General features: G+C 59.2%; 17 protein-coding genes. 11 read left to right on the top strand and 6 right to left on the bottom strand.

The window, feature by feature from the left end; translation table 11 throughout:
• Positions 1–1,198 (top strand): IS66 family transposase (gene tnpC, locus WA237_RS09235; protein WP_336097458.1); only part of this gene is annotated, 1,198 nt, incomplete at its 5' end.
• Here tnpC and WA237_RS09230 read toward each other — a convergent pair.
• From WA237_RS09230 to WA237_RS09215, 4 genes are all read right to left on the bottom strand, one after another.
• Positions 1,110–1,652: a hypothetical protein gene (locus WA237_RS09230; RefSeq protein WP_336097457.1), complete on the bottom strand. Its 543-nt coding sequence runs from the start codon at positions 1,650–1,652 to the stop codon at positions 1,110–1,112. The genes tnpC and WA237_RS09230 overlap by 89 nt on opposite strands.
• Positions 1,649–1,801, bottom strand: coding sequence for a hypothetical protein (locus WA237_RS09225; protein ID WP_336097456.1), 153 nt, complete (start codon positions 1,799–1,801; stop codon positions 1,649–1,651). The genes WA237_RS09230 and WA237_RS09225 overlap by 4 nt, the downstream gene beginning before the upstream one ends.
• A gap of 21 nt (positions 1,802–1,822) precedes the next feature.
• On the bottom strand, positions 1,823–1,966 hold the full coding sequence (locus WA237_RS09220; protein ID WP_336097455.1) for a hypothetical protein: 144 nt from the start codon (positions 1,964–1,966) through the stop codon (positions 1,823–1,825).
• A 103-nt stretch (positions 1,967–2,069) separates the two neighbouring features.
• Positions 2,070–3,605 carry a PAS domain-containing sensor histidine kinase gene (locus tag WA237_RS09215; protein ID WP_336097454.1) on the bottom strand — a complete coding sequence of 512 codons (1,536 nt, stop codon included), beginning with the start codon at positions 3,603–3,605 and terminating at the stop codon, positions 2,070–2,072.
• A gap of 489 nt (positions 3,606–4,094) precedes the next feature.
• On the opposite strand from WA237_RS09215, the gene WA237_RS09210 reads away from it, so the two are divergent.
• Positions 4,095–5,801 (top strand): sensor histidine kinase, encoded by a 1,707-nt coding sequence (locus WA237_RS09210; RefSeq protein WP_336097453.1) that lies wholly within the window; start codon positions 4,095–4,097, stop codon positions 5,799–5,801.
• Positions 5,802–6,291: 490 nt separating this feature from the next.
• On the opposite strand, the gene WA237_RS09205 is transcribed toward WA237_RS09210, so the two are convergent.
• Positions 6,292–7,239, bottom strand: a complete 948-nt coding sequence (locus tag WA237_RS09205) for a LysR family transcriptional regulator (protein WP_336097452.1) — start codon at positions 7,237–7,239, stop codon at positions 6,292–6,294.
• Between the two features lie 95 nt (positions 7,240–7,334).
• Between WA237_RS09205 and speB the strand changes: the two genes are divergently transcribed.
• From speB to WA237_RS09160, 9 genes are all read left to right on the top strand, one after another.
• On the top strand, positions 7,335–8,306 hold the full coding sequence (gene speB, locus WA237_RS09200; protein WP_336097451.1) for an agmatinase: 972 nt from the start codon (positions 7,335–7,337) through the stop codon (positions 8,304–8,306).
• A 3-nt stretch (positions 8,307–8,309) separates the two neighbouring features.
• The gene (locus tag WA237_RS09195; protein WP_336097450.1) at positions 8,310–9,092 is read left to right on the top strand and encodes an SDR family NAD(P)-dependent oxidoreductase; all 783 of its coding nucleotides are present in this window, start codon (positions 8,310–8,312) and stop codon (positions 9,090–9,092) included.
• On the top strand, positions 9,089–9,826 hold the full coding sequence (locus WA237_RS09190) for an SDR family NAD(P)-dependent oxidoreductase (protein WP_336097449.1): 738 nt from the start codon (positions 9,089–9,091) through the stop codon (positions 9,824–9,826). The genes WA237_RS09195 and WA237_RS09190 overlap by 4 nt, the downstream gene beginning before the upstream one ends.
• Positions 9,823–10,713 (top strand): polysaccharide deacetylase family protein, encoded by an 891-nt coding sequence (locus tag WA237_RS09185; protein WP_336097448.1) that lies wholly within the window; start codon positions 9,823–9,825, stop codon positions 10,711–10,713. The genes WA237_RS09190 and WA237_RS09185 overlap by 4 nt, the downstream gene beginning before the upstream one ends.
• 64 nt (positions 10,714–10,777) lie before the next feature.
• Complete coding sequence (locus tag WA237_RS09180) at positions 10,778–10,942, top strand: hypothetical protein (protein WP_336097447.1); 165 nt, start codon at positions 10,778–10,780, stop codon at positions 10,940–10,942.
• A 1-nt stretch (position 10,943) separates the two neighbouring features.
• On the top strand, positions 10,944–12,413 hold the full coding sequence (locus tag WA237_RS09175) for a purine-cytosine permease family protein (RefSeq protein WP_336097446.1): 1,470 nt from the start codon (positions 10,944–10,946) through the stop codon (positions 12,411–12,413).
• A gap of 78 nt (positions 12,414–12,491) precedes the next feature.
• The gene (gene betA / locus WA237_RS09170; protein WP_336097445.1) at positions 12,492–14,165 is read left to right on the top strand and encodes a choline dehydrogenase; all 1,674 of its coding nucleotides are present in this window, start codon (positions 12,492–12,494) and stop codon (positions 14,163–14,165) included.
• A gap of 1,082 nt (positions 14,166–15,247) precedes the next feature.
• Positions 15,248–18,340: a Hint domain-containing protein gene (locus WA237_RS09165; RefSeq protein ID WP_336097444.1), complete on the top strand. Its 3,093-nt coding sequence runs from the start codon at positions 15,248–15,250 to the stop codon at positions 18,338–18,340.
• Positions 18,341–18,611: 271 nt separating this feature from the next.
• Positions 18,612–21,125 (top strand): Hint domain-containing protein, encoded by a 2,514-nt coding sequence (locus WA237_RS09160; RefSeq protein ID WP_336097443.1) that lies wholly within the window; start codon positions 18,612–18,614, stop codon positions 21,123–21,125.
• Here the strand turns inward: WA237_RS09160 and WA237_RS09155 are convergent.
• Positions 21,116–21,706 carry a nucleotidyltransferase family protein gene (locus tag WA237_RS09155; protein ID WP_336097441.1) on the bottom strand — a complete coding sequence of 197 codons (591 nt, stop codon included), beginning with the start codon at positions 21,704–21,706 and terminating at the stop codon, positions 21,116–21,118. The two genes, WA237_RS09160 and WA237_RS09155, sit on opposite strands and share 10 nt — an antisense overlap.
• Positions 21,707–21,720: the final 14 nt, after the last annotated feature.

Below are 21,720 nucleotides of genomic sequence, written 5' to 3'. Positions count from 1 at the left end.
CCCTGCGCTGCGGGATGATCTCATCCTCGGTGCCGCGCTTGCCCTTGCCCGTCACCACGAGAACAAGCCGCAGATCCGCGTCATCGTCACCGTCCGGCCCAAGTATGCCTGCCGCGCCTGCGCCGAGGGCGTCACCCAGGCACCAGCTCCCGCGCACCTGATCGAGGGCGGTCTGCCGACCGAGGGCGCCATCGCGCATGTGCTGGTCAGCAAGTTCTCGGACCATTTGCCGTTGTATCGGCAGAGCCAGATGCTGGCCCGCTCCGGGGTCGACCTGCACCGCAGCACGCTCGCCGATTGGGTGGGGACAGCCGCCTTCCACCTCGGTCCCGTAGTCGACCGGCTGACTGAGCACCTGAAAGGATCGGGCAAGCTATTCATGGACGAGACCACGGCGCCGGTTCTGGACCCGGGCCGCGGCCGGACAAAGACCGGGTATCTCAGGGCGCTGGCCCGGGACGACCGCGGATGGGGCGGCGATGACCCGCCCGGTGTGGTGTTCACCTATGCTCCCGGCCGCGCCGGGCAGAACGCGGAACAGATCCTGCAGGGCTTCGATGGCATCCTGCAGCTGGACGGCTATACCGGCTACAACCGGCTGACGCGCCCGTCGCGGAAAGGCGGCGCGCCGGTCACCGTCGCGCATTGCTGGGCGCATGCCCGCAGGAAGCTGAAGGAGGTCTTCGACCGCGACGGCTCAGAGATCGCCGCCGAGGGACTGCGCCGGATTGCGGAGCTCTACCGCATTGAGGGTGAGATCCGCGGCATGGGTCCCGGCCAGCGGCTGTCGGCCCGGCAGGCCCGCACCGCGCCGCTGGTCGCCTCATTCGGAGAATGGCTGCAAAACCAGCGCTGCCGGATCTCCTCGAAGTCACGCCTCGGAGAGAAGCTGGCCTATATCCATCGTCAATGGGACGGGCTGCAGACCTTCCTCCGCGACGGCCGCGTCGAGATTGACTCCAATGCTGTCGAGAACCTGATCCGTCCGATCGCATTGACGAGGAAGAATGCGCTTTTTGCCGGCCACGACGAAGGCGGCCGCACTTGGGGCCGCATCGCTTCGCTCATCGCCACGGCGAAAATCAACGGCGTCGAGCCCTTCGCTTACCTCAAGGCCACCCTCGAGGCCCTCGCTGCAGGTCATCCCGCCAGCCGGATCGACGAGCTCCTGCCCTGGAACTACATGCCGTCAAGCTGATCCAGGGTGAGGTGCAGACGTCGCTTACCAACAGCTCGCGGATGTGGCAGTCGATCACCAAAGCCAGTGAAGCCCAGCCGTCCTTGACGGTCCCGATGCGAGTGAGATCGGTCGACCACCTCTCGTTCGGCGCAGCTGGGACAGAAGGAACCGCTCGGATGCGAGGCCGCATGCCTACGGCGCGCTTGCGAACCTGCCAGCCCTTGATCTGGAAGATCCTCTGCACCGTGTTCTTATTGAAGCCCAGGAGCCAGCCCACGGTCCGATAGCCGAAGGACGGCTCCTCCTCGATCATCTTCTTGATCAGTTCGGCGACGCGGGGATCGACCTTCGGCGCGGCTTTCACCGGCTTGTAGTAGACCGTGCGCCGGGGAATGCCGAACCACGTGCAGAGCTTGGCGATCGACACAGCGACGCCTTCGGCCAAGAGGTCCTGCTGGATGCGACGGATCAATTCCCGTCCTGCGCATCCAGCAGGGCCTGAAGCTTTTTTCGGGCCCACAGCTCCAGCAGGGCCTCGCCATAGGTTTCCTGCAGATCTCGGAGCTGCTTCTCATATTGCTCGCCGATGTCAGGCGGGTTGGCGCGCAACGAGTTCTCCATGCCGCGCTTCGCATCCTCGACCTAGCCCTCGATCTCGGAGAACGTCAGGTCGAAGGACCGGCTCTCCTCCGAGACGGTCTTCTTGCCCTGGATGATCTCGATGACAAACGCTGCCTTACGCTTCGCCGTCCATCGCTTAATGCTGTCGTCCATCGTCATACTCATTGCTACGTGCTCCCTTGTAGCATGAGCAGGATTTCACTGGGTCGATACACACAGACACATGTCAATGATTTTCAAAGAAATTTTAAAGGTCAACACACTACTTTCAAGGATTGGAACCTTTGGGAACTTTTGCCAAAAAATATGTGTCCGATGTATCTGTTTTCTCGATAGATATCTCCCCGCCCATCTGCCTCAAAATATGCCGCGCAATGCTAAGCCCCAGGTCCAGCCCACGGTGGGTCCGGGTGTCAGATAAGTCGGGTTCCCAAAAAGGCTCAAACGCATCACTTTTATCAAAAATCGCTAGCTCACCTTGTGCATCGCGCAATTCTATAAAAATAAAATCTTTTCCTTTTGATACGTCAATTTTGATGTGGGTGGACTCAGGGGTGTATTTGCATATAGTTGTTATTATGCAGGCTATTGACTTTTCAAGTAGCACTTGGTCGAAAAATCCAAAAATTCTTTCATTGGGATGATCTAGCTTTATTTTCGCTTTGTGTTCTTCAAGTGTCGGCTCTGAAATTCTAATGGCGTTTCTAACGGATTCGGTGATTTCGCCTGTTTCAGAACTTAAAGCCATGGTGCTGGCTGAGAGCTGATCAAAGTTAAGAAGCTCGTCGAGCAAACTTCGCAACCGATTGCTCCCTCTTTTCGCAATACCTAATAGGGAAGCCAATCTTTCGTCTGACGCCTTAGGAATAATTGCTCCCATAAGATCTAGCGCACCAGATATCGATGTTACAGGTGTACGAAGCTCATGGCTTACCAAGCTAATAAAGTCACGCCTCATTGATTCCAATCTGCGCTGGGCAGTAATATCTACTATCTGAACGATGAAATGTAATGGATCCCCGTTGGCTCGCCTTGCTAGGACACAGCATACATGTCCCCAGATTATGAGCCCTCCTTTCTTTACATATCGTCTTTCCTTTTCATAAGAATCAGACTTTCCGGCAAGGAGGTGGCGAATATCATTCGAGCATGCTTCAACGTCTTCCCAGTAAAGAAGACTCTGAAAGTTTTTCCCAGACAATTCGCCCTCTTCGTAACCAAAGAACCGCTCTAATGCGGCATTAGTCTTTATGAAGGTTCCATCAGGTGACGCGAGCGCACTGCCGATCGGAGCCTTTTCTAGTAGGGATTGTAGATCTTTAAAGCTACTTATTAGTTCCAGCTCCGCCCTTTTTTTGCTGGTTATATCTTGTTGCGTCCCAATTAGGTTTAAAGGTTCACCGCTAGAGGACCACTGAGTAGTGGCGCCAATGGTCTGAAACCAACGCCATTCTTCCGAATCACGTGCCCGAATTCTATACTCGACATTTACACGGCTTGATTGGCCCTTGAGGTAATCATCGAAAGCAGCATCAATAATTGGTTTGTCGTCAGGATGTACGCGCCGTCGCCACTCCCGCTGAAAATCAAAATTCTCGTCTTCCTTTACACCCATGATGGAACGCCAGGCACCAAGAATGGATGTTTTGTCATTCTTTAAATCTAAGTGGAAGATAGCGATTCCCGCAACCTGTGCAGAAATCTCTAACATTTCAAGTTTTTCCAGGGGTGTGAACGAATCGGGTTGACTCAGAGACTTAGCTGAAGAGTCTCCTTGGTACCTTCTAATATTTTGCTTTTTCATGATTTTCCCCCCTTTTCCTTGCGACAGTCTGCCGTCTAGATAGGTGGAGACTCTACGTAGTGCCGGAATTATTCAAGGGTGACAATTTGATCGATATTGTGTCAAAAAAAAGGCGTGATCTGGAGTTTTTCACCCTTCGTCAGATAGAGACACAGAGCAAGCTCGATCCTCAAGAAAGCCCAATGCTGCGGCAGCTGAATGACAGGGGCGGTCTGGTCGGCCCAAATTTTGAATCCGATTCGAACTAAGTTGAAGGGTCAAGCGTTGGCGAGGCCTGAAGCTCAGCAAACGAAAGCACGATGACCTTCCTACTGTTGCCATAATCAACAATTCTTTTCCTTTCCCAGTCACCACCTGTTCCTAGGTCCTCCATTTTGCAGGCTCCCTTGCCATATTTATGACACTGGGTAGAGGTAGGGGAATTCATAATCTGGCCATGTAGTCATGCTGGAAATGAAGCTAAAAAAGTAAAGTAGAGATGGGCTCGTCATGCGCTACCCTTTAATCCCACTCGGATTTCAAATAACATTATTTCTATTAACGCTACTGTTTGTTGGGATGCTCTTTATCGTATCGATAGGTAGTAATGCTGTAAAATTATCCGACGAGACCTCCATCTTGAGAGAGGAAAAGTTCGCGTCTTTGGCGCTTGAGGAAAAGATCAAAGGTGTATCAGAACAACAGCGTAGCGCAACAATTTGGGATGCTGCGGTCCGCAAGACGCTCGAAGGGGATGAGGAATGGATTAGCAGTAACCTGGGTGTTTGGATGCAGGAGTATTTTGGCCATGACGAAAACTATGTGTTGAACGATCAAAATCAAGCGATTTTTTCATCGGGTTTCGGCGAAATTTGGTCGGCGGAAGAATATGATTTTCGTTCAACATTAATAAACCCTCTTGTGATGGAGTTGAGAGGCGAACTTGCCGAAATGGCAAGAAACGGCAGCCTGTTTGACGAAACTCTGGCGAGCGTCGAGGTTTGGGATATCGTTCAGACTGGCGACCAGGCGGCCATAATTAGTGTAGTACCGATAATTTCTGATACTGACGAAGATTCACCTTCGGTGGAAAAATTATATTTGCACGTAGCCATGAAGTATCTTGATCGGGAAATTGCTGAAAATTCGCTCTTAGCTTTGGGTATTCAGAGGCCACGCTTCGAGATACAGGAGCCATCAGAAGAATCTGCCAAGGTTCCTGTGAAGAGCCGATCAGGCCAAACCATCTCTTGGCTAACTTGGGTTCCACAAAGGCCCGGTGAGGAAGTCCTATGGAAAATACTTCCTGGCTTTCTAGCTATTGCCTTCGGATTTGGGCTCATTACGCTATGGATATCCGTTCATCTCGTAAAGATATCGAGTTCGTTACAGGCCAGCGAGGCACAAGCTCGGCTAGCCGTAGAAGATTCAGAGAATGCAAACAAAAAGGCTAAATCCGCAGAGATCGAAAAATTAAACTTTCTAAGTGTGGTTAGTCATGAAATTCGGACGCCGTTGACGGTAATATTAGGTTATGCAAAAATCGGAAAGAATTTAAGTCGACTTCCGGCCGATAGGAAATTATCCGAAGCGCTACAGGGTGGCGATGATACTCTCAAAGAGGTGAAAGTACACCTCGACAAGTTGCTAGATATATCTACGAGGGGAATGGAGAAAATTGAAAAATCCGGAGAGCATATTCTTTTTCTTGTTAATCAAATTCTTGATTATTCTAAAATTAAAAAGGGACACCTTCAGGTAGATCGAAAGGCGTGTGATATTTTTGACGTAGTAAGCCCAGTGATTGATCAGATGAGAGTTCTTGCTGAGCAAAAGGGCTTGGAGTTGAACTGTAATGTGCCGTCGTGCATGGTGTTCACTGATTTGCTTCGAACGCGACAGATTCTTTTTAATATAATTGGTAACGCCATAAAGTTTACAGATCAGGGAAAGGTGGACGTTTCGTTTGAGGAACGCAAGTTTCATGTGAATGTAGTTATTCAGGATACAGGCGTAGGGATCGAGAAATCAGAGGTGGCAAGGATATTTGAGTCATTTTATCAATCTAAGTATACTTCGAAAAAGTCCGTTGAAGGGACGGGCCTCGGGTTAACTGTTGCTAAAGATCTGGCGAAACTGAATGGGGGCGACGTTACTGTTAAAAGTGAAGTCAAAATCGGTAGCACTTTCACCGTTTCTATCTTGAAAAGTAAATAGAAACAGCTGGGGGGTGTGTTTGTGAATTTGGGGTGTTTGTCCATTGTTGATTTTAGGGATTCCTTTGGTCTTGTTTCCGCTAATCGTCGTCTGTGGCGATGACCGTTTGTTCAAATAAAGGGGGAGGTGAGAAGGTATAAATGCTGATTTTTGATGATAACAATTGGCGACAAGTGGGAAATCGAAATGGGTGGACGATGCCGGTCGCTCCTTGGTGGAAATGTTTGCCGATAATTCGACATATGAGGGGGGTTATTGGTGCTCTCCGCATGAAGAGGCTCCAAAAGCTTGCCCGTGCTAGCGACATAGAGATTGGAGGTCAGTGTAAGTTCGAGATTTGGGTGAATTATGGCATTTGGCGTGGCTTAGACACCAATGATCGTACCGGCTTATAAACACGTCGCCCCACTTACGCTTTGAGGAGGTTCCAGTCGGTTCATCCGGTGTTCAGTCCTCGCATTTGGTGGGACCTTCCATTCCAACGAAAGAATCACACCTTCGAACCGTGGGATTTAACACCTTGATCATTGTCCACGCGTAACAACGCCTGGGCCAAGAGTTCCGCCGCCCGTGCCGGCCGCTCGCGCGGGTAGACGATGCGAAACGTGTCGTCAAAGGTCATCCGGTCCGGGGCCAGCATCCGCAGCCGTCCGCTGCGCACCTCGGCCTCGGCGTAATGCCGGGGAAGGAACCCGATGAACGCGCCGGACAAAAGGAGGATAAGCGTGCCCTCCATCTGGGCGGTGACGGAACGCCAGTTGAAGTCGACCCCGCAGATTGGCGCCTGCGCCATATAGGTGCGCCCGGCAAAATCCTGCGCGGCAAGCACCGCGTCGGTGATGGCCTTTTCGGGGACGGTGTAGAGAGGGTGCAGGTTACCGCAATAGAGGTTCTGCCGTTCCTCATAGACATCAATGGCGTGGGTCTGCGAGAGCGGATGCTGTTTCGGCATGAGAACGATCTGATACCGCCCGTTGAGCACCCCCTGGGCGAGGACCTGCGGCGCGGCGATATCGATGGAAATGCGCACGCGCGGCGCCTTTTTGCAGAATTCAGCGATCGCGAGATGCAGGTTCACCTCGTCATTCGTCACCATGGCATCGACGGTGCCAAAGCTCAGATCGCCCGACAGCTCGCCCTGGGCTTCGCTGACCGCGCTTTGGAAGCGATCAATCGACCCGAAGAGATCGAGCATGGCGGAATGCACCCGCCGACCTTCCTCCGTGAGATAGAAGCCGCCGCGCCCCCGTTCGCAGAGCCGCATGCCGAGCCGGTCTTCCAGGTTGCGCATATGGGCAGAAATCGTGGCCTGCGTCATGCCGAGCCCGGCCTGCGCCGCCGAAAACCCGTTGGCCCGCACGATTTCCCCGAACACCCGTAACAGGCGCAGGTCGACATCGGCCAGCGACAGCTGACCCAGGGTGGTGAGATGTTCCATACATAGAGGATCACATAAGTAAACTTAGAAACATAGATATTTTTTTAACTAGCGAACCATGTTCGGATGCTCCGGCTATTCACAAGGAGCCATTGATGTCTGAAAACGCCTATGACCGGGGACGTCTCAACCTGCCCTTCGTCGGTATCTGTACGTTTGGGAAATCGCCCTATGTGGCGGATTGGGACCGGATCAACGCCGATGTCGCGATCCTCGGTGCGCCGTTCGATTTCGGCACCCAGTGGCGCGCCGGGGCGCGTTTCGGGCCGCGTTCGATCCGCGAGGCGTCGACACTCTTTGCCTTTGGACATGGCGGTGCCTATGACCATGAGGATGATGTCACCTATCTGCCATCCGACAAGGTTCGCATGGTCGATCTGGGCGATGCCGATATTGTGCATACCGACACCGAGACGAGCCACGCCAATATCGAACATGGCGTGCGCCGCATCCTCGCCGCCGGGGCCTTGCCGGTGGTTCTGGGGGGCGACCATTCGGTCAATATTCCCTGCATCAATGCCTTTGACGAAGATTGCGCAAAACACGGGCCGATCCATGTGGTCCAGTTCGACGCGCATCTCGATTTCGTCGATGTGCGGCACGGGGTGCGCAACGGGCATGGCAACCCGATGCGCCGCGCCGCCGAAAAGGGCTATGTCAGCGGGTTGTCGCAACTCGGCATCCGCAATGTCTCTTCGACCGCGCGCGACGGGTATGAGGACGCCCGCGCCATGGGTTCGGACATCCTGTCGGTGCGCCAGATCCGCCAGCTCGGGGTTGAGGCGGTGCTCGCCCGTATTCCCGAGGCCGCGCGCTATTATGTGACGATCGACATTGACGGGTTTGATCCATCTATTGCGCCGGGCACGGGCACGCCCTCGCATGGCGGTTTTGTCTATTATGAGGTGCTGGAACTGCTGGCCGGGCTGGCCAGGCGCGGCCGGATCGTGGGCGTGGATCTCGTCGAGGTTGCCCCGGATTATGATCATACCGGTGGCACGGCGATCCTCGCGGCGCAGGTGCTCATGAACCTGATCGGTCGCATCATGCATGCGCGCGAGGGCTGAGCGATGGGACGTATCAGCTATGATTTCTCGGGCGAAAAGGTTCTGGTGACAGGCGCAAGCCGTGGCATCGGGTTTGCCGTCGCCAAAGGCTTTGCAATGGCCGATGCCGATGTGACGGTTCTCTCCTCCGGTCCGAATATTCACGACGCGGCGCAGGCCATCGCCACGGAATGCGGACGCCCGTGCCGGGCTTTGCAGGCCGATATCACCGATAGCGCCTCGATCAAGGCCGCCATCGCCGAAATGGATCGGATCGACGTGTTGGTGAACAACGCGGGGCTGGAACGGATCACGCCGCTCTGCGACCCGGAGGAGGCGGTTGAAGACAGCTTTCGCCGTATCACCGATATCAACGTCAACGGGACCTTTTACGTCACCCGCCACGCGGTGCCGAAGATGTCCAAGGGCGGCCGCATCCTTGTCACCGCATCGATCTGGAGCCGCACGGCAGTGCCGGAATTCGCGGCCTATGTCGGCTCTAAACATGCCAATCTCGGCTTTACGAGGGTGATGGCCAAGGAGCTCGGAGCGCGCGGTATCCGGGTCAATGCGATCTGCCCCGGCTGGGTCCGGACCGAGGCGGCGATGCTGTCGCTGAGTGATATGTCGGAGCGCACCGGCCGCAGTGAGGCGGATCTTCTGGACGAGATCACGGGCGCGCAGGTGCTGCCGGGGCTGATGGAGCCCGGTGACATGGTTGCGGCCTATCTCTACCTCGCCTCCGAGGGCGCCCGCGACATCACCGGCCAGGCGATCATGGTGGATCGGGGCGAGGTGATGGCATGACGGCGCGGGTTCTCATCACCGGGGCCGCGCGCGGGATCGGGGCGGCGACGGCGCTGGCCTTTGCCCGGCAGGGCGCGCGTGTCGCGCTCGCCGATCTGCATCAACCAGACACCACTGCGGAGGCCGCAGAAGAGGCCGGAGCGGCCGAAACCCTGGCTCTCGCCTGTGATGTGTCCGATGCCGCAGCCGTCACGTCCCTGCGCCGCGCGATCGCGGCGGCCTGGGGCGGGCTTGACCGTCTCGTACATTGTGCCGGCATCATCCATGAGGCACCGCTGTTAGAGACGCCAGCCGAGGATTTCGACCGGGTCATCGCCGTCAACCTGCGCGGCAGTTTCCTGATCGGGCAGGCAGCACTCGGCCTGATGACGCCCGATGCGGACAACCCGCCCAGGGCGCTCCTGATCGCCTCGGACATGGCCTATTACGGGCGCGAGACCTTTTCGCCCTATGTCGCCTCGAAACATGGGGTTCTCGGACTTGTCCGAAGCTGGGCCAAGGAGTTTGCCCCCGGCATTCTGATCAATGCCATCTGCCCCGGACCCATAGACACCGAGATGCTGGGGGCCGCCAACATGAGCGCCGAATGGCGCGCGAAAGAGCTTGCGATCCCGCAAGGGCGGTTCGGCCGGCCAGAGGAGATCGCTTTGGTTGCGACCTTCCTCGCGGGTGAGGGCGGGCGCTATTTCACGGGGCAGGGGATCGGGCCCAATGGCGGGAGTGTCATGCCATGATCGCCAACCCCATCCCCTGGCCCAACGGGGCAAAATGCGCGGCCTGCATCACCTTCGACATGGATGCCGACAGCCTGGTCCACCTGGCCCATCCCGAGGACGGGCACAGCCGCGTCGCGGCAATCTCGATGCTGCGCTACGGGCCAGAGATTGCCATTCCGAGGATCGTCGAAAGCTATCGTCAGCTTGGCATACGGCAGACGTTTTTCATCCCGGCTTGGTGTATCGAGACCTATCCGCGGGCGGTCGAGGCCATCCTTGAGGGCGGGCACGAGATCGCCCACCACGGGTTCCTGCATGAACATCCCCGCGAGCTTTCAGCCGAGGAGGAGGCGCGATGGCTGGACCGCGGTATTGACGTGATCGTCAAGGCCACGGGCCAGCGCCCGCGCGGCTGGCGCGCGCCGCTCTATAATTTCTCGCACCGGTCTGCCGATTTTCTGGCCGAGCGCGGCTTTGTCTATGACGCCTCGCTGATGGGGGACGACCAGCCCTATCTGCTCCAAAGCGCGGCGGGCCGTCTGGTGGAACTGCCGTCGCATTGGGGGCTCGATGACTGGCCGCAATATGTCCAGTCGATGGATCTCGATTACATGATGCCGATCCGCGCGCCGGAACAGGGGTTTCTGCCCTTTGCGCAGGAATTCGAGGCGGCGCGGCGGCATGGCGGGCTCTGGGTGCCGGTGGTGCACCCCTTTGCCACGGGCCGTTTGGCACGATGGGAGATCGTGCATCGGTTCATCGAACAGGCCGTGACACGAGGCGATGTGTGGTTCGCCCCGATGGAGGAGATCGCGGCCCATGTCCTGAGCGTGGTCGACCGGGGAGAGTGGCGACCGCGGGTCGAGACATTGCCGTATTACGCGGGCCCGGTCCGGGTCGGATAACACCGCCGCGCGCGGAACGCGAAAAGATGCGGGTCAAACCGGCCCGTCTGAAGGGGAGGAAAAAATGGACAAATCGAATGCCGACTGGCGCGCCGAGATTGGCAGACGCGCCGAAGTCTATGAGACGATCGGGGAGGAGGCCGAAGGCCGCATGACCGTGGTCGACTATCTCGGGATCGTCGCGCTGGTGCTGTCGTTGACGATCGGATTCTGGATGTGGGGGACCTGACATGACGACAGATACATTGCAAAATCCGGCTCCGCAGTCCTCTGCTCCCGACATGTCGGCCGACGGTTATACCGCCGCTGCCGAACGTGGCGACGCCCCGCTTTTGCCGGCAGAGCGCCTGTGGGGGTTCAAGGAATTCACCTTTGCCAATTCCGCATTGGCGATTGCCACCTGGGCCTTTCTCATCGGCGGCGCGGTCGGGCTGTTCGTGGGCCCCAAGGAAGGCATCGCCGCAATCGTGATCGGCAACATTCTCGGCGTTGTCCTGACCGCCCTGGCGACCACCGTCATGGCCGGGCGATACGGGGTCGAACAATTCACCGGCATCCGCAGTCAATATGGCTATAACGGGAGCCGCCTCGTCTATCTTCTGGCGGTGATCGTGCTCACCATGGGATGGCTCGCGGTGCTTGCCATGATGTTCGGGCGCTCTATCGACGGGCTGACCGCGCTCGCGACCGGAGGCACCACGGATCCGACCGGGGTCAAGGTCGCCATTGCGGCGGTCGGTGCGATCCTGTTGACCTGGCTGATCGTCGCGCGCGGGCCGACCTCGATCAAGATGTTCAACATGATCGTGTCGCCGCTCCTGGTGCTTTTGATGATCGGCATGCTCTGGCTGATCTTCCGCCAGCACAGCTTTGCCGAGTTGATGGGGATGGAGGCCCTCGACCCTCCCTTTGATGACCGGCGCCTGAATTTCATCATCGCCATCGAGATCAACATGGCGGCCGGGTTTTCCTGGTGGCCCTATATCGGCAATCTGGCGCGCCTGACCAAGACCGAGCGCACGGCCTTCTGGCCGAATATCTTCGGCATCTTCGGCGCGGCGGTGCTGGGCGAGATCGTGGGCCTGTTCGCGGCGGTGTCGATGGGCGACAGCGATCCGACGGTCTGGATGACGCAGATCGCCGGCGTCGGTGTCGGGATTGCCGCGCTCGGGTTTATCGCCTTTGCGAATGTCACCTCGATGGCCAACATCCTCTATACGTCGATCGTGGGGCTGCGGCAGATCGGGACGGCGGGCCTGCGCAGGATCGGCTGGGGCACGTTGCTGTTTGGTTTCTGCATCATCCCGCTGGGCCTCGTCGTGGCCTATCCGCAGATGTATGACGGGTTCTTCATCTTTCTGGTGTGGACCTCGGCGCTCAACTCGGCGCTGGCCGGGGTCGGGATCACCGATTATTTCTTCCTGCGGCGTCAACGTCTCGACCTGCGCGCCCTGCATGGGCAGCAGCCAGGCGGTGCGTTCCAGTTCCTTGGCGGTTTCAATCCCATCGGTCTCTTTGCGCTGGCCGTGGGGTTCGTCACCTATGTCTGGCTCTTCAACCCGCAGACGCTCGATAACGTGACGGCCTTCCGATACCTGACGGCCTCGCTGCCGTCCTGTGTGATCGCCGGGCTGGTCCATTATCTGCTGACGCGGCTCCTGGCCAAGGGGCGACAATGGGGCGACTACCCCGAGAGCTGATCCGATCACTGGCGGCGGGCGCCCGCGCCCGCCAAGCCATCCCTCACGCAATCCACACCCAACGACGGAAGGTGCCATATGAGCCAGTCCTTCGACTATATTATCATTGGCGCAGGCTCGGCCGGCTGTGTTCTGGCCAACCGGCTCAGCGAAGACCCGGACACGCGCGTTCTGGTGCTCGAATTCGGCGGCTCGGACAATTCCATCTTCATCCAGATGCCCACAGCCCTGTCGATCCCGATGAACGGATCAAAATACAATTGGCGTTACCACACGGTGCCGGAACCGGGGCTTGACGGACGGCGGGTGCATTGCCCGCGCGGCAAGGTGCTCGGGGGGTCGTCGTCGATCAACGGCATGGTCTATATGCGCGGTCACGCCCGCGACTTTGACGAATGGGAAGAGCTCGGCGCAAAGGGCTGGAGCTATGCCAATTGCCTGCCGTATTTCCAGCGCGCCGAAAGCTGGAAGGGCGGTGGCGATGACTGGCGCGGTGGCGGCGGGCCCCTGGCCACGAATGCCGGCAACGAGATGAAAAATCCGCTCTACCGTGCCTTTGTCGCGGCGGGGCGCGAGGCGGGCTATGTCACCACCGACGATCCCAACGGATATCTGCAGGAGGGTTTCGGCCCGATGCACATGACCGTGAAAGACGGGCGGCGCTGGTCCACGGCCAATGCCTATCTCAAACCCGCGATGACGCGGCCCAACCTGACCGTGATCACCCACGCCATGACCCGGAAAATCATGCTCGAGGGCAAACGCGCCGTTGGCGTCGAATACGACCATGGCGGCAAACGCCACGTCGCCCGCGCCGCGCGCGAGGTGCTGATTGCCTCGGGTCCGATCGGCGCGCCGCATCTTCTGCAACGCTCGGGTATCGGCCCTGCCGAGGTGCTGCGCGATGCGGGCGTAGAGGTGCTGCACGACCTGCCGGGCGTGGGCGAAAACCTGCAGGACCATTCCGAAGTCTACATCCAGTATGCCTGTAGGGAGCCGATCACGCTGAATGGCAAGATGAGCCTCTGGAGCCGTTTCCTGATCGGGGTCGAATGGGTCCTGTTTAAACGTGGCCTATCGGCCACCAACCATTTCGAAAGCGGCGGGTTCATCCGGTCTGACGCGTCGCTTGAATGGCCCGACATCCAGTTTCATTTCATGCCGGCCGCCGTCCGCTATGACGGCAAGCAGCCGCTCAAGGAACACGGCTTCATGGTGCTCACCGGCCCCAACAAGCCAAAGAGCCGCGGCCATGTGCGCCTGCGCTCGGCTGACCCTTACGAACAACCTGACATCCTGTTCAACTATCTGGACCGGGAGGAGGATCGCGAAGGGTTTCGCCGCTGCCTGCGCCTGACCCGCGAAATCGTGGCCCAGCCGGCCTTTGACCGTTTCCGTGGTGAGGAAATGGCGCCCGGCAAGCAGGTGCAGACGGATGAGGAAATCGACGCCTGGGTGCGCGAGACCATGGAGAGCACCTATCACCCCTGCGGCACCTGCCGGATGGGCGAGGACGACATGGCCACGGTCGACAGCGCGCTTAGGGTCCATGGCATCGCCGGTCTGCGGGTGATCGACAGCTCTGTCTTTCCCTCCGAGCCCAACGCCAACCTCAATGCGCCGACGATCATGCTGGCCGAACGTGCCGCCGACATGGTGCGGGGCCGGACGCTTTTGCCACCGTCGAATGCCCCTGTCGGAGCGGCCCCCGGTGTGGGCCAGACACAGCGCGGCGGCACGCCGCTGCGTTAGGGCGGCGCACAATAGCGCTCCCACCGGCCTATCTGGGCGGTAACCTCCGCACGATGTCTCGACCGCGCGATCTAGGATGAGCAAAGGTCTACGAATAAGGTGAGGGTGCCGAGTCTGTGGGACACATTGGCAGTAACCTATTGATTTTATTTGTCGAGGATCAAAGTCCGTGTGGGACAGTTCGACATTGAAATTAAAACGAAAAGTCTGATTTCTGCCCGTCCGACCTTGGGTACCACTAATCCTTCCGAAGACTGTGATGCGGTTTGAAACCTGACCGGGAAGAGGGCGCAGGGATTGCACCGTTTTGGCGGTGACTTGTGCGCCCATGTGGGGGTGCGACGGGCGTGTGATCCGGCCTGTTCGGCGGGGATGACGTTGCGGCAGTTAACCGACTCGCGCTTGGCCGCGACCGGCGGTTGAATCGAATCACTGGCACGTTTCCAAAAAGTAATCAAAACCGGAGATGCCTCGGGATTGATCCCGATCCGCAAACCGAAGCCCTGCCTTTATTTGTCCACAATTGAAAATCGGGGCAGGCGACAGTTGTTTCCAAAACGTTAACAATGCCTCTGATCTGCGCGGGAGGTTTTTGGCCGGGAAATCGGCGTAAATCTTCATGTTTTGTTGGAGCTTCACGCGGTAAGTGATTGCCTCTCAATTGGAAACAGTGCGCGAAAATCGGCCCGGAGTTCGCCGGATAATGTCGGGATTTCGGTTCGAAATGGACTTTGTTCAGACACTTTTCGGACAATTTTCGCTTTGTTAGCACCCCCCGCTCTCCTAAAACAGGATTGCCCAACTGGGGGGCGATGTTTGCTGGTCACGGGGGCGACCGCACGGTGTTGCGTCATGTTTGATGCGGAGGTCGTGTGCTCGCTGGATCCATTGTTTCGGGTCGGTAGGATACGATTTGGTTAACGCGTTTTGCGCGCCGGTTTGGCGCGTGGTTTTATAGGTATTTCTCCCCTCACTCAGGTCGCAAGGCGTGTGCAGGTCGCTCTTTGGCGGATGTCACCGGTGGCGTGAATTTTGAACGCGGGAACGCGATTGGGTCGCCTGGCCCGAATGAGGAGAATGCAATGGCTATTGATAGAACCGATTTGGGCGCGGGTGTTGTCGAAGGCGACGCGCTGGACAATGAAATCAACGCAACCACCCCGGAGGACGCCGAAGGCGACCGGATCGACGGCGGCGACGCGAGCCTCGCCGGTGAAAGCGGCGACGACGATATCGTGAACGCGGGCGACGGCAATGACACGGTCTCGGCCGGTGCGGGCGATGACGAGGTCTTTGGCGGGGCGGGCGACGACGAGATCGACGGCGGCGCGGGCAATGATCTGCTGCTCGGTGATCGGGATATCAATGACAATATCGAGGCGCGCGGCGCCTTCCGCTGGGATCAGGCGCCGGACCCGGATGGCGATGACGGCACCGCGGGGATCGACACGCAAGACGATCTCAACGGTCACACCCAGAGCGTGGGCAATGTCGATGTGACCTTCACCGCGCATAACAGCGGCAGCAATGACACGGTGTTCCGTGGCGATTACGTCGATTTCGACGGGGTCGATGCGGGCGCGGGTGAGGTGAACCCGAACAGCTCGCTCGACAACGTGCTGGGCGGCGCGGGCAACAGCTCGACCTACAAGTTCGATTTCTCCGACTCGGTCGAGAATGTTTCCTTCCGGATCAATGACATCGACGGCGATGGTATTGTGAAAATCACGGCGTTCGACGCCGATGGCAATCCGATCGTGGTGAACCTCAGCGGCGGGTCGAATCTGACCATGCTGGACACGGATTCGGTGGCCGGTGTGGACACGGCCGACAGCAATGGCGGCTATGGCGACGACAGCGCGGCGGAATATTCGGTGCTCGTCGACATCCCCGGCCCGGTATCGAAGATCGTGGTCGAGCACAGCCAGGATGGCAACGCCACCTCGGGCATCCGGATGTCGGACATCTATTTCGATCAGGAACCGGTGATTGCCGAGGGTGATGACACGCTCAGCGGTGGCGAGGGCGATGACACGCTGCTCGGCGAGGGCGGCAATGACGTGCTCACCGGGGGCGAAGGCGCCGATGTGATCGAGGGCGGCGATGGTGCCGACACGATCATGGGCGGCAGTGACGGCGACGTGGTCGATGGCGGCTCGGGCGGTGATGACAATGACACGCTCGACCTGCGTGGCCTCGGCCCGGTGGAAATCGTCAACGAGACCACGGATGCCGATGGCAATTCGACCAGCGGCACGGTCAATTTCCTCGACAGCGATGGCAATGTGACCGGCAGCATGGAGTTTGCCGAGATCGAAACCATCCTCACCGATCCGGCGGCCCCGGATGGGATCGTGTCGGGTACGGCGGGCGACGATGTGATCGACACCGCCTATACGGGTGATCCCGATGGCGACATGATCGACAATGAAGACGCGATCATCGCGGGCGAAGCCCCGAATGACGACATCGTGCGCGCCGGTGACGGCAACGACCATGTGCTCGCCGGTCTGGGCGATGACGATGTTGAGGGCGGCGCGGGCAATGACACGCTCGACGGCGGTGTTGGCGACGATTCCCTCGACGGTGGCACTGGCAATGACTCGCTTCTGGGCGGGGCAGGCAATGACACGCTGATCGGTGGCGATGGTCGTGACACGGCCCTTGGCGGTGACGGCGATGACGTGATCGACACCGGGTCGGATTTCACCACCCGTCCGTTCCCGCTGCCCGATGACGGCTATAACGATCCCTTTGATGTGCCGGCGGATACCGACACCGAAGATGACCGCGATTATGTCGATGGCGGCGCGGGCAATGACACGATCAGCACCGGCGACGACCGCGACACGATCCTTGGCGGTGCCGGCAATGACGTGATCGACGGCGGTCTCGACGATGACGATATCAATGGCGGCGACGGCGATGATCTCATCATTGCGGGCGAAGGCAGCGATACCGTTCTTGGCGGCGCTGGCAATGACACGATCTATGGCGGCGTGAACAACGAGGCGGCCAATGTGCCGGACGATCGCGATCCCGAGCTCGACAATGGCGACGATTACATCGACGGCGGCGCGGGCGATGACCTGATCTTTGGCGAGGATGACAATGACACCATCCTCGGCGGTGAGGGCAATGACACGATCGACGGCGGCATCGACGATGATTTCATCCGCGGTCAGGATGGCGATGACAGCATCCTTGGCGGTCATGGCAATGACTCGCTGCGTGGCGGCAATGGCGATGACACGATCCTTGGCGGTGACGGCAATGACGTGATCGAAGGCCGGGCCGACAATGACCTGATCATCGGCGGGGCCGGGGCCGACACCATGTCGGGCGACACCGGGCGCGACACCTTCATCATCGGTTCGGCCGAAGATGGCTATGGCGACATTGCCGATGGTGGCGCGGGCGGCGACGATTACGACACGCTCGACCTGTCGGCCATTGGCCGGGACAATTTCGAAGTGGTGAATGAGACCGTCGATGCCGATGGCAACTCGACCAGCGGCACGGTCAACTTCCTCGACACCGATGGCAATGTCACCGGTTCGATGGAATTTGCCGAGATCGAGAAGATCATTCCCTGCTTTACCCCGGGCACGATGATTGCGACGCCGAAGGGCGAGCGCAAGGTCGAAGACCTTGAGGTTGGCGACAAGGTGATCACCCGCGACAATGGTCTGCAGGAGATCCGCTGGATCGGCCGTCGCGATCTGGAAGGGCGTGAGCTCTTGCAAGCGCCGCAGCTCAAGCCGGTTCTGATCCGCGCCGGGGCGCTGGGCCGGGGGCTGCCGGAGACCGATCTTCTGGTCAGCCCGAACCACCGGGTTCTCATCAACAATGAGAAATCGGCGCTCTATTTCGACGAGCGTGAAGTTCTGGTCGCGGCCAAGCACCTGACTTCGCTGGATGGTGTGGATCATGTGGACACGGATGAGGTGAGCTACATTCACTTCATGTTCGATCAGCACGAAGTGGTGCTGTCGAACGGGTCCTGGACCGAGAGCTTCCAGCCGGGTGAGCAGACGCTGGGCGATATGGACACGGCACAGCGCGAAGAGATCTACACGCTCTTCCCGGAACTGCGTCAGGCCGAGGGCATCAACGCCTATCAATCGGCGCGCCGGTCGCTCAAGAAGCACGAAGCCCGTCTTTTGACACAATAAGCTATGCAGCCGGACCGGTCCGCACCCCGCGGACCGGTTCACGGAATCGGTTGCGGGGGCTCAAAATCGGTTTCGAGGAAACAATCCCGGCAAATCGCCGGGATTGTTTTGTTTATTTGCGTCAATTTGGTCAAAAAACAAAGAAAATACGGTGAGACTGTGGCGTTTCCCTTAGGCGGAACGCGAAGGGGGCTGTATATTGATCCGGTGATGAGTTTTATCCGGTGATTGTCAGTGTTTCCCTCACCGGATGTTTTTTGGAGTATGAGTGATGGCGGATATTCCCGGCACCAGTGGACAAGACACCCTTATCGGAACGAATGACGCGGATCAGATCACTGGCGGTGCCGGTGACGACGCGATTTCGGGCGAAGGGGGCAACGACAGTATTCTCGGGCAAGGCGGCAATGACACGCTCTTTGGCGATCAGGGGCAGGGTGCGGCCTTTGGCACAGATGGCGCGCCGCTGACGCTGTTCCGGTCCAACCTCGTTTCCGACAGTTCCACGGGCAACAACAACGCCAAGGTCGGCGATGTTGCGATCTATAAGAACGTCTCGACGCTGGCGGATGGCACGTCGGTCTCGGCGCGTATCACCTTGGTCGCTGTCAGCAACACCAACCTCGCGGTGGATTTGAGTGGCGGCACAGGGTTCGAGCTGTTGCTCAACGGGACCCACAACGCGAGCATGGTGGGTGAAACGGCCAGTTTCCGGATGGAGTTTTTCAACCCGGCCACGGGCGAGCCGGTGTCGATCAACACCACGGCCACGGTGAATGACCTCGACCGAAACGGCACCAATGACCAAGAATCGGTCACCTACGACGTCTCGCAAGTGTCGGCCTTTGCGACCTCGCCGGATACCTCGCTCAGCGTGTCTTCGATCGATGGCAAATTGCGCGCCGCAGGGACGGAGACCAACGATCCGAACGATCAGGATGCGTGGTTCTCGGTTCTTCTCGAAAACCAGAGCTCGCTTGATTTCACGCTCGAGACGCGGAGCGGCCAGTCCGGCTTTACCTTCAGCGGCGACCTGATCGACGACGCGATCATCACGGAGACCAGCACGGGCGATGACACCATTGACGGTGGCGATGGTCACGACCTGATCTTTGGTCAGGCTGGCGATGATTGTCTGATCGGCGGCGCGGGCGACGACACGATCTTTGGCGACGAGGCCGAAAGCGGCGGCGCCGGGCAGGATGCCTCGGCACTGTTCCTGTCGCGGAACAATGTCGTCTCGGACACCTCCAGCAACAACCTGGCCAAGCTTGGCGATCAGGCGGTCTATAAGGACATCGCGACCCTCGCGGATGGCACGTCGGTGTCAGGCCGTCTCATCCTTGTGGCGGTGAGCAACAGCGATCTCGATGTCGATCTGACCGGTTCGACCGCCGGGGCCGAAATCCGCCTCAACGGGTCGGAGGATGCGGCGATGCGCGGCGAGACCGCGTCGTTCCGGCTCGAGTTTTTCAACCCGACCACGGGCGAGCCGGTGATTTTGAACTCGACCGCGACGTTCAATGACATCGACAATTTCAACAACAGCAGCACCAACCAGGAATCGGTCAGGATCGATTCCAATAGTTTCAAATCCTATGCGGTGGCGTCGAACAGCTCGCTCAGCCTCACAACCAACGGGAGTTCGGTGACCGCTGGCGGCACGCAGACCAATTCGCCGGATGATCAGGACGCCTGGTTCTCGGCCGAGTTCGAAAACCGCGCCTTTATCGAGTTCACCCTCGGCACGCGGTCCGTCAACTCGGGCTTTACCCTGAGCGGCGATTTGATCGACGACGCCACCGAGACGGCGTTTGAAGGCGGTGACGACAAGATCGACGGCGGCGATGGCAATGACTTTCTCGCCGGGCAGGGCGGCAATGACAGCATCACCGGCGGCGCGGGCAATGACACGATCCAGGGCGGTACCGGCAGCGACACGATCACCGGCGGCGCGGGCGACGACCTCATGGAAGGCGGCGACGGGTCGGACCTGTTCCATCTGTCGGTCGCCGGCAATGACACGGTCGTCGGCGGCGAGGATGCCGATGGCAGCGATATTGACGTGCTGCGCATCGACAGATGGAACAAGGCCATCTTCCACACCGGCCCGGAATCCGGGCGGGTCGAATTTTACGACGACCTTGGCGGTCTCACCCATACGCTCCACTTCTCGGAAATCGAGCGGGTCATCTGTTTCACCCCCGGCACGCTGATCGCGACGCCCGAGGGCTGTCGGCCGGTCGAGGATCTGCGCCCCGGCGATCGGGTGATGACGCGCGACAATGGCATCCGCGAGCTGTGCTGGACCGGGCGCAAGGATCTGACGCCCGCCATGCTCGACGCCAACACGCAGCTTCGCCCGGTGCGCATCCGCAAGGATTCGCTTGGGCCGGGCCTGCCTGAGCAGGATATGCTGGTGAGCCCCAATCACCGGATGCTTCTGGTCAGTGGCATGGCCGAGATCATGTTCGGCGAGCGCGAGGTTCTGGTGCCGGCCAAGCATATGACCCGGATCCCTGGGGTGGATCGCGTCGGGCGGGCCGAGGGGGTGAGCTATGTCCATGTGATGTGCGAGCAGCATGAGGTCATCCTCGCCAATGGCACCTGGAGCGAGAGCTTTCAGCCCGGCGACGAGGCGATGCGCGCGGTGGAAGAGGCGCAGCGCGACGAGCTCTATGCGCTTTTCCCCGAGCTGGAGCAGGCCGAGGGTCGGGCCCGCTATCTGTCGGCGCGGATGACGCTGCGCTCGCATGAGGCGCAGGCCCTGACCAGTCACGCCTGATCAGGGTTCTCGGCGCGCCAGTTGTTCCAGTCGGCGGGCGTGTCGAGATCGATCAGGGCACGGCGACCGGGGAGGGCGACGAGACGGGCAGGGTCCTGTTCGAGCAGAGGTCTCGCGCCCCTATCCCCGGTCAGCCGAGTGACTTTCTCGCGCAGTCGCGCGGGCAGCACCACCGGATGTCCCGGCGTGCCATCGGCATCGCTGGCGCGGATCACCTGATCCGGGGTTTCGTCATGGGCGGCGATGAGCCGGGCGATGTCCTCGGTCTCGATCTCTGGCATGTCGGGCAGCAGCACCAGAAGCGCGTGGGCTGCGGGCGCTGCCTTTGCCCCGTGGCGCAGCGAGGCGGACATGCCGTCGGCGGCATCGGGGAGGATATGCTGTTTGCAATCGAGCCCGAGGAGCGCCACGGCGCGATCCGGCCGGTCCGGCGGCAGGGTGACCAGCACCTCGCATCCGGTGGCCAGCGCCCGCAGCACCTGACGGCGCAAGAGGGCCACGCCGCCGATTGTCTCCAGCAGCTTGTCGCGTGGCGCCATGCGGGACGAGGCCCCGGCGGCGGGGATGAGAATGGTCACCATCCCCGCAGCTTTGC

This window comes from Roseovarius sp. CH_XMU1461 (genome assembly GCF_037027165.1).
GTDB classification, from domain to species: domain Bacteria; phylum Pseudomonadota; class Alphaproteobacteria; order Rhodobacterales; family Rhodobacteraceae; genus Roseovarius; species Roseovarius nubinhibens.
Note: the sequence above shows the minus strand (reverse complement) of the source record. Positions and strands in the feature narration are given on the sequence as shown.

Coding starts and splice junctions, on each gene's coding strand:
- WA237_RS09220 (WP_336097455.1), bottom strand. CDS start 1,966: ATGAGTATGACGATGGACGACAGCATTAAGCGATGGACGGCGAAGCGT.
- WA237_RS09195 (WP_336097450.1), top strand. CDS start 8,310: ATGGGACGTATCAGCTATGATTTCTCGGGCGAAAAGGTTCTGGTGACA.
- betA (WP_336097445.1), top strand. CDS start 12,492: ATGAGCCAGTCCTTCGACTATATTATCATTGGCGCAGGCTCGGCCGGC.
- WA237_RS09165 (WP_336097444.1), top strand. CDS start 15,248: ATGGCTATTGATAGAACCGATTTGGGCGCGGGTGTTGTCGAAGGCGAC.
- WA237_RS09205 (WP_336097452.1), bottom strand. CDS start 7,239: ATGGAACATCTCACCACCCTGGGTCAGCTGTCGCTGGCCGATGTCGAC.
- speB (WP_336097451.1), top strand. CDS start 7,335: ATGTCTGAAAACGCCTATGACCGGGGACGTCTCAACCTGCCCTTCGTC.
- WA237_RS09175 (WP_336097446.1), top strand. CDS start 10,944: ATGACGACAGATACATTGCAAAATCCGGCTCCGCAGTCCTCTGCTCCC.
- WA237_RS09185 (WP_336097448.1), top strand. CDS start 9,823: ATGATCGCCAACCCCATCCCCTGGCCCAACGGGGCAAAATGCGCGGCC.
- WA237_RS09180 (WP_336097447.1), top strand. CDS start 10,778: ATGGACAAATCGAATGCCGACTGGCGCGCCGAGATTGGCAGACGCGCC.
- WA237_RS09190 (WP_336097449.1), top strand. CDS start 9,089: ATGACGGCGCGGGTTCTCATCACCGGGGCCGCGCGCGGGATCGGGGCG.
- WA237_RS09155 (WP_336097441.1), bottom strand. CDS start 21,706: ATGGTGACCATTCTCATCCCCGCCGCCGGGGCCTCGTCCCGCATGGCG.
- WA237_RS09225 (WP_336097456.1), bottom strand. CDS start 1,801: ATGGAGAACTCGTTGCGCGCCAACCCGCCTGACATCGGCGAGCAATAT.
- WA237_RS09210 (WP_336097453.1), top strand. CDS start 4,095: ATGCGCTACCCTTTAATCCCACTCGGATTTCAAATAACATTATTTCTA.
- WA237_RS09215 (WP_336097454.1), bottom strand. CDS start 3,605: ATGAAAAAGCAAAATATTAGAAGGTACCAAGGAGACTCTTCAGCTAAG.
- WA237_RS09160 (WP_336097443.1), top strand. CDS start 18,612: ATGGCGGATATTCCCGGCACCAGTGGACAAGACACCCTTATCGGAACG.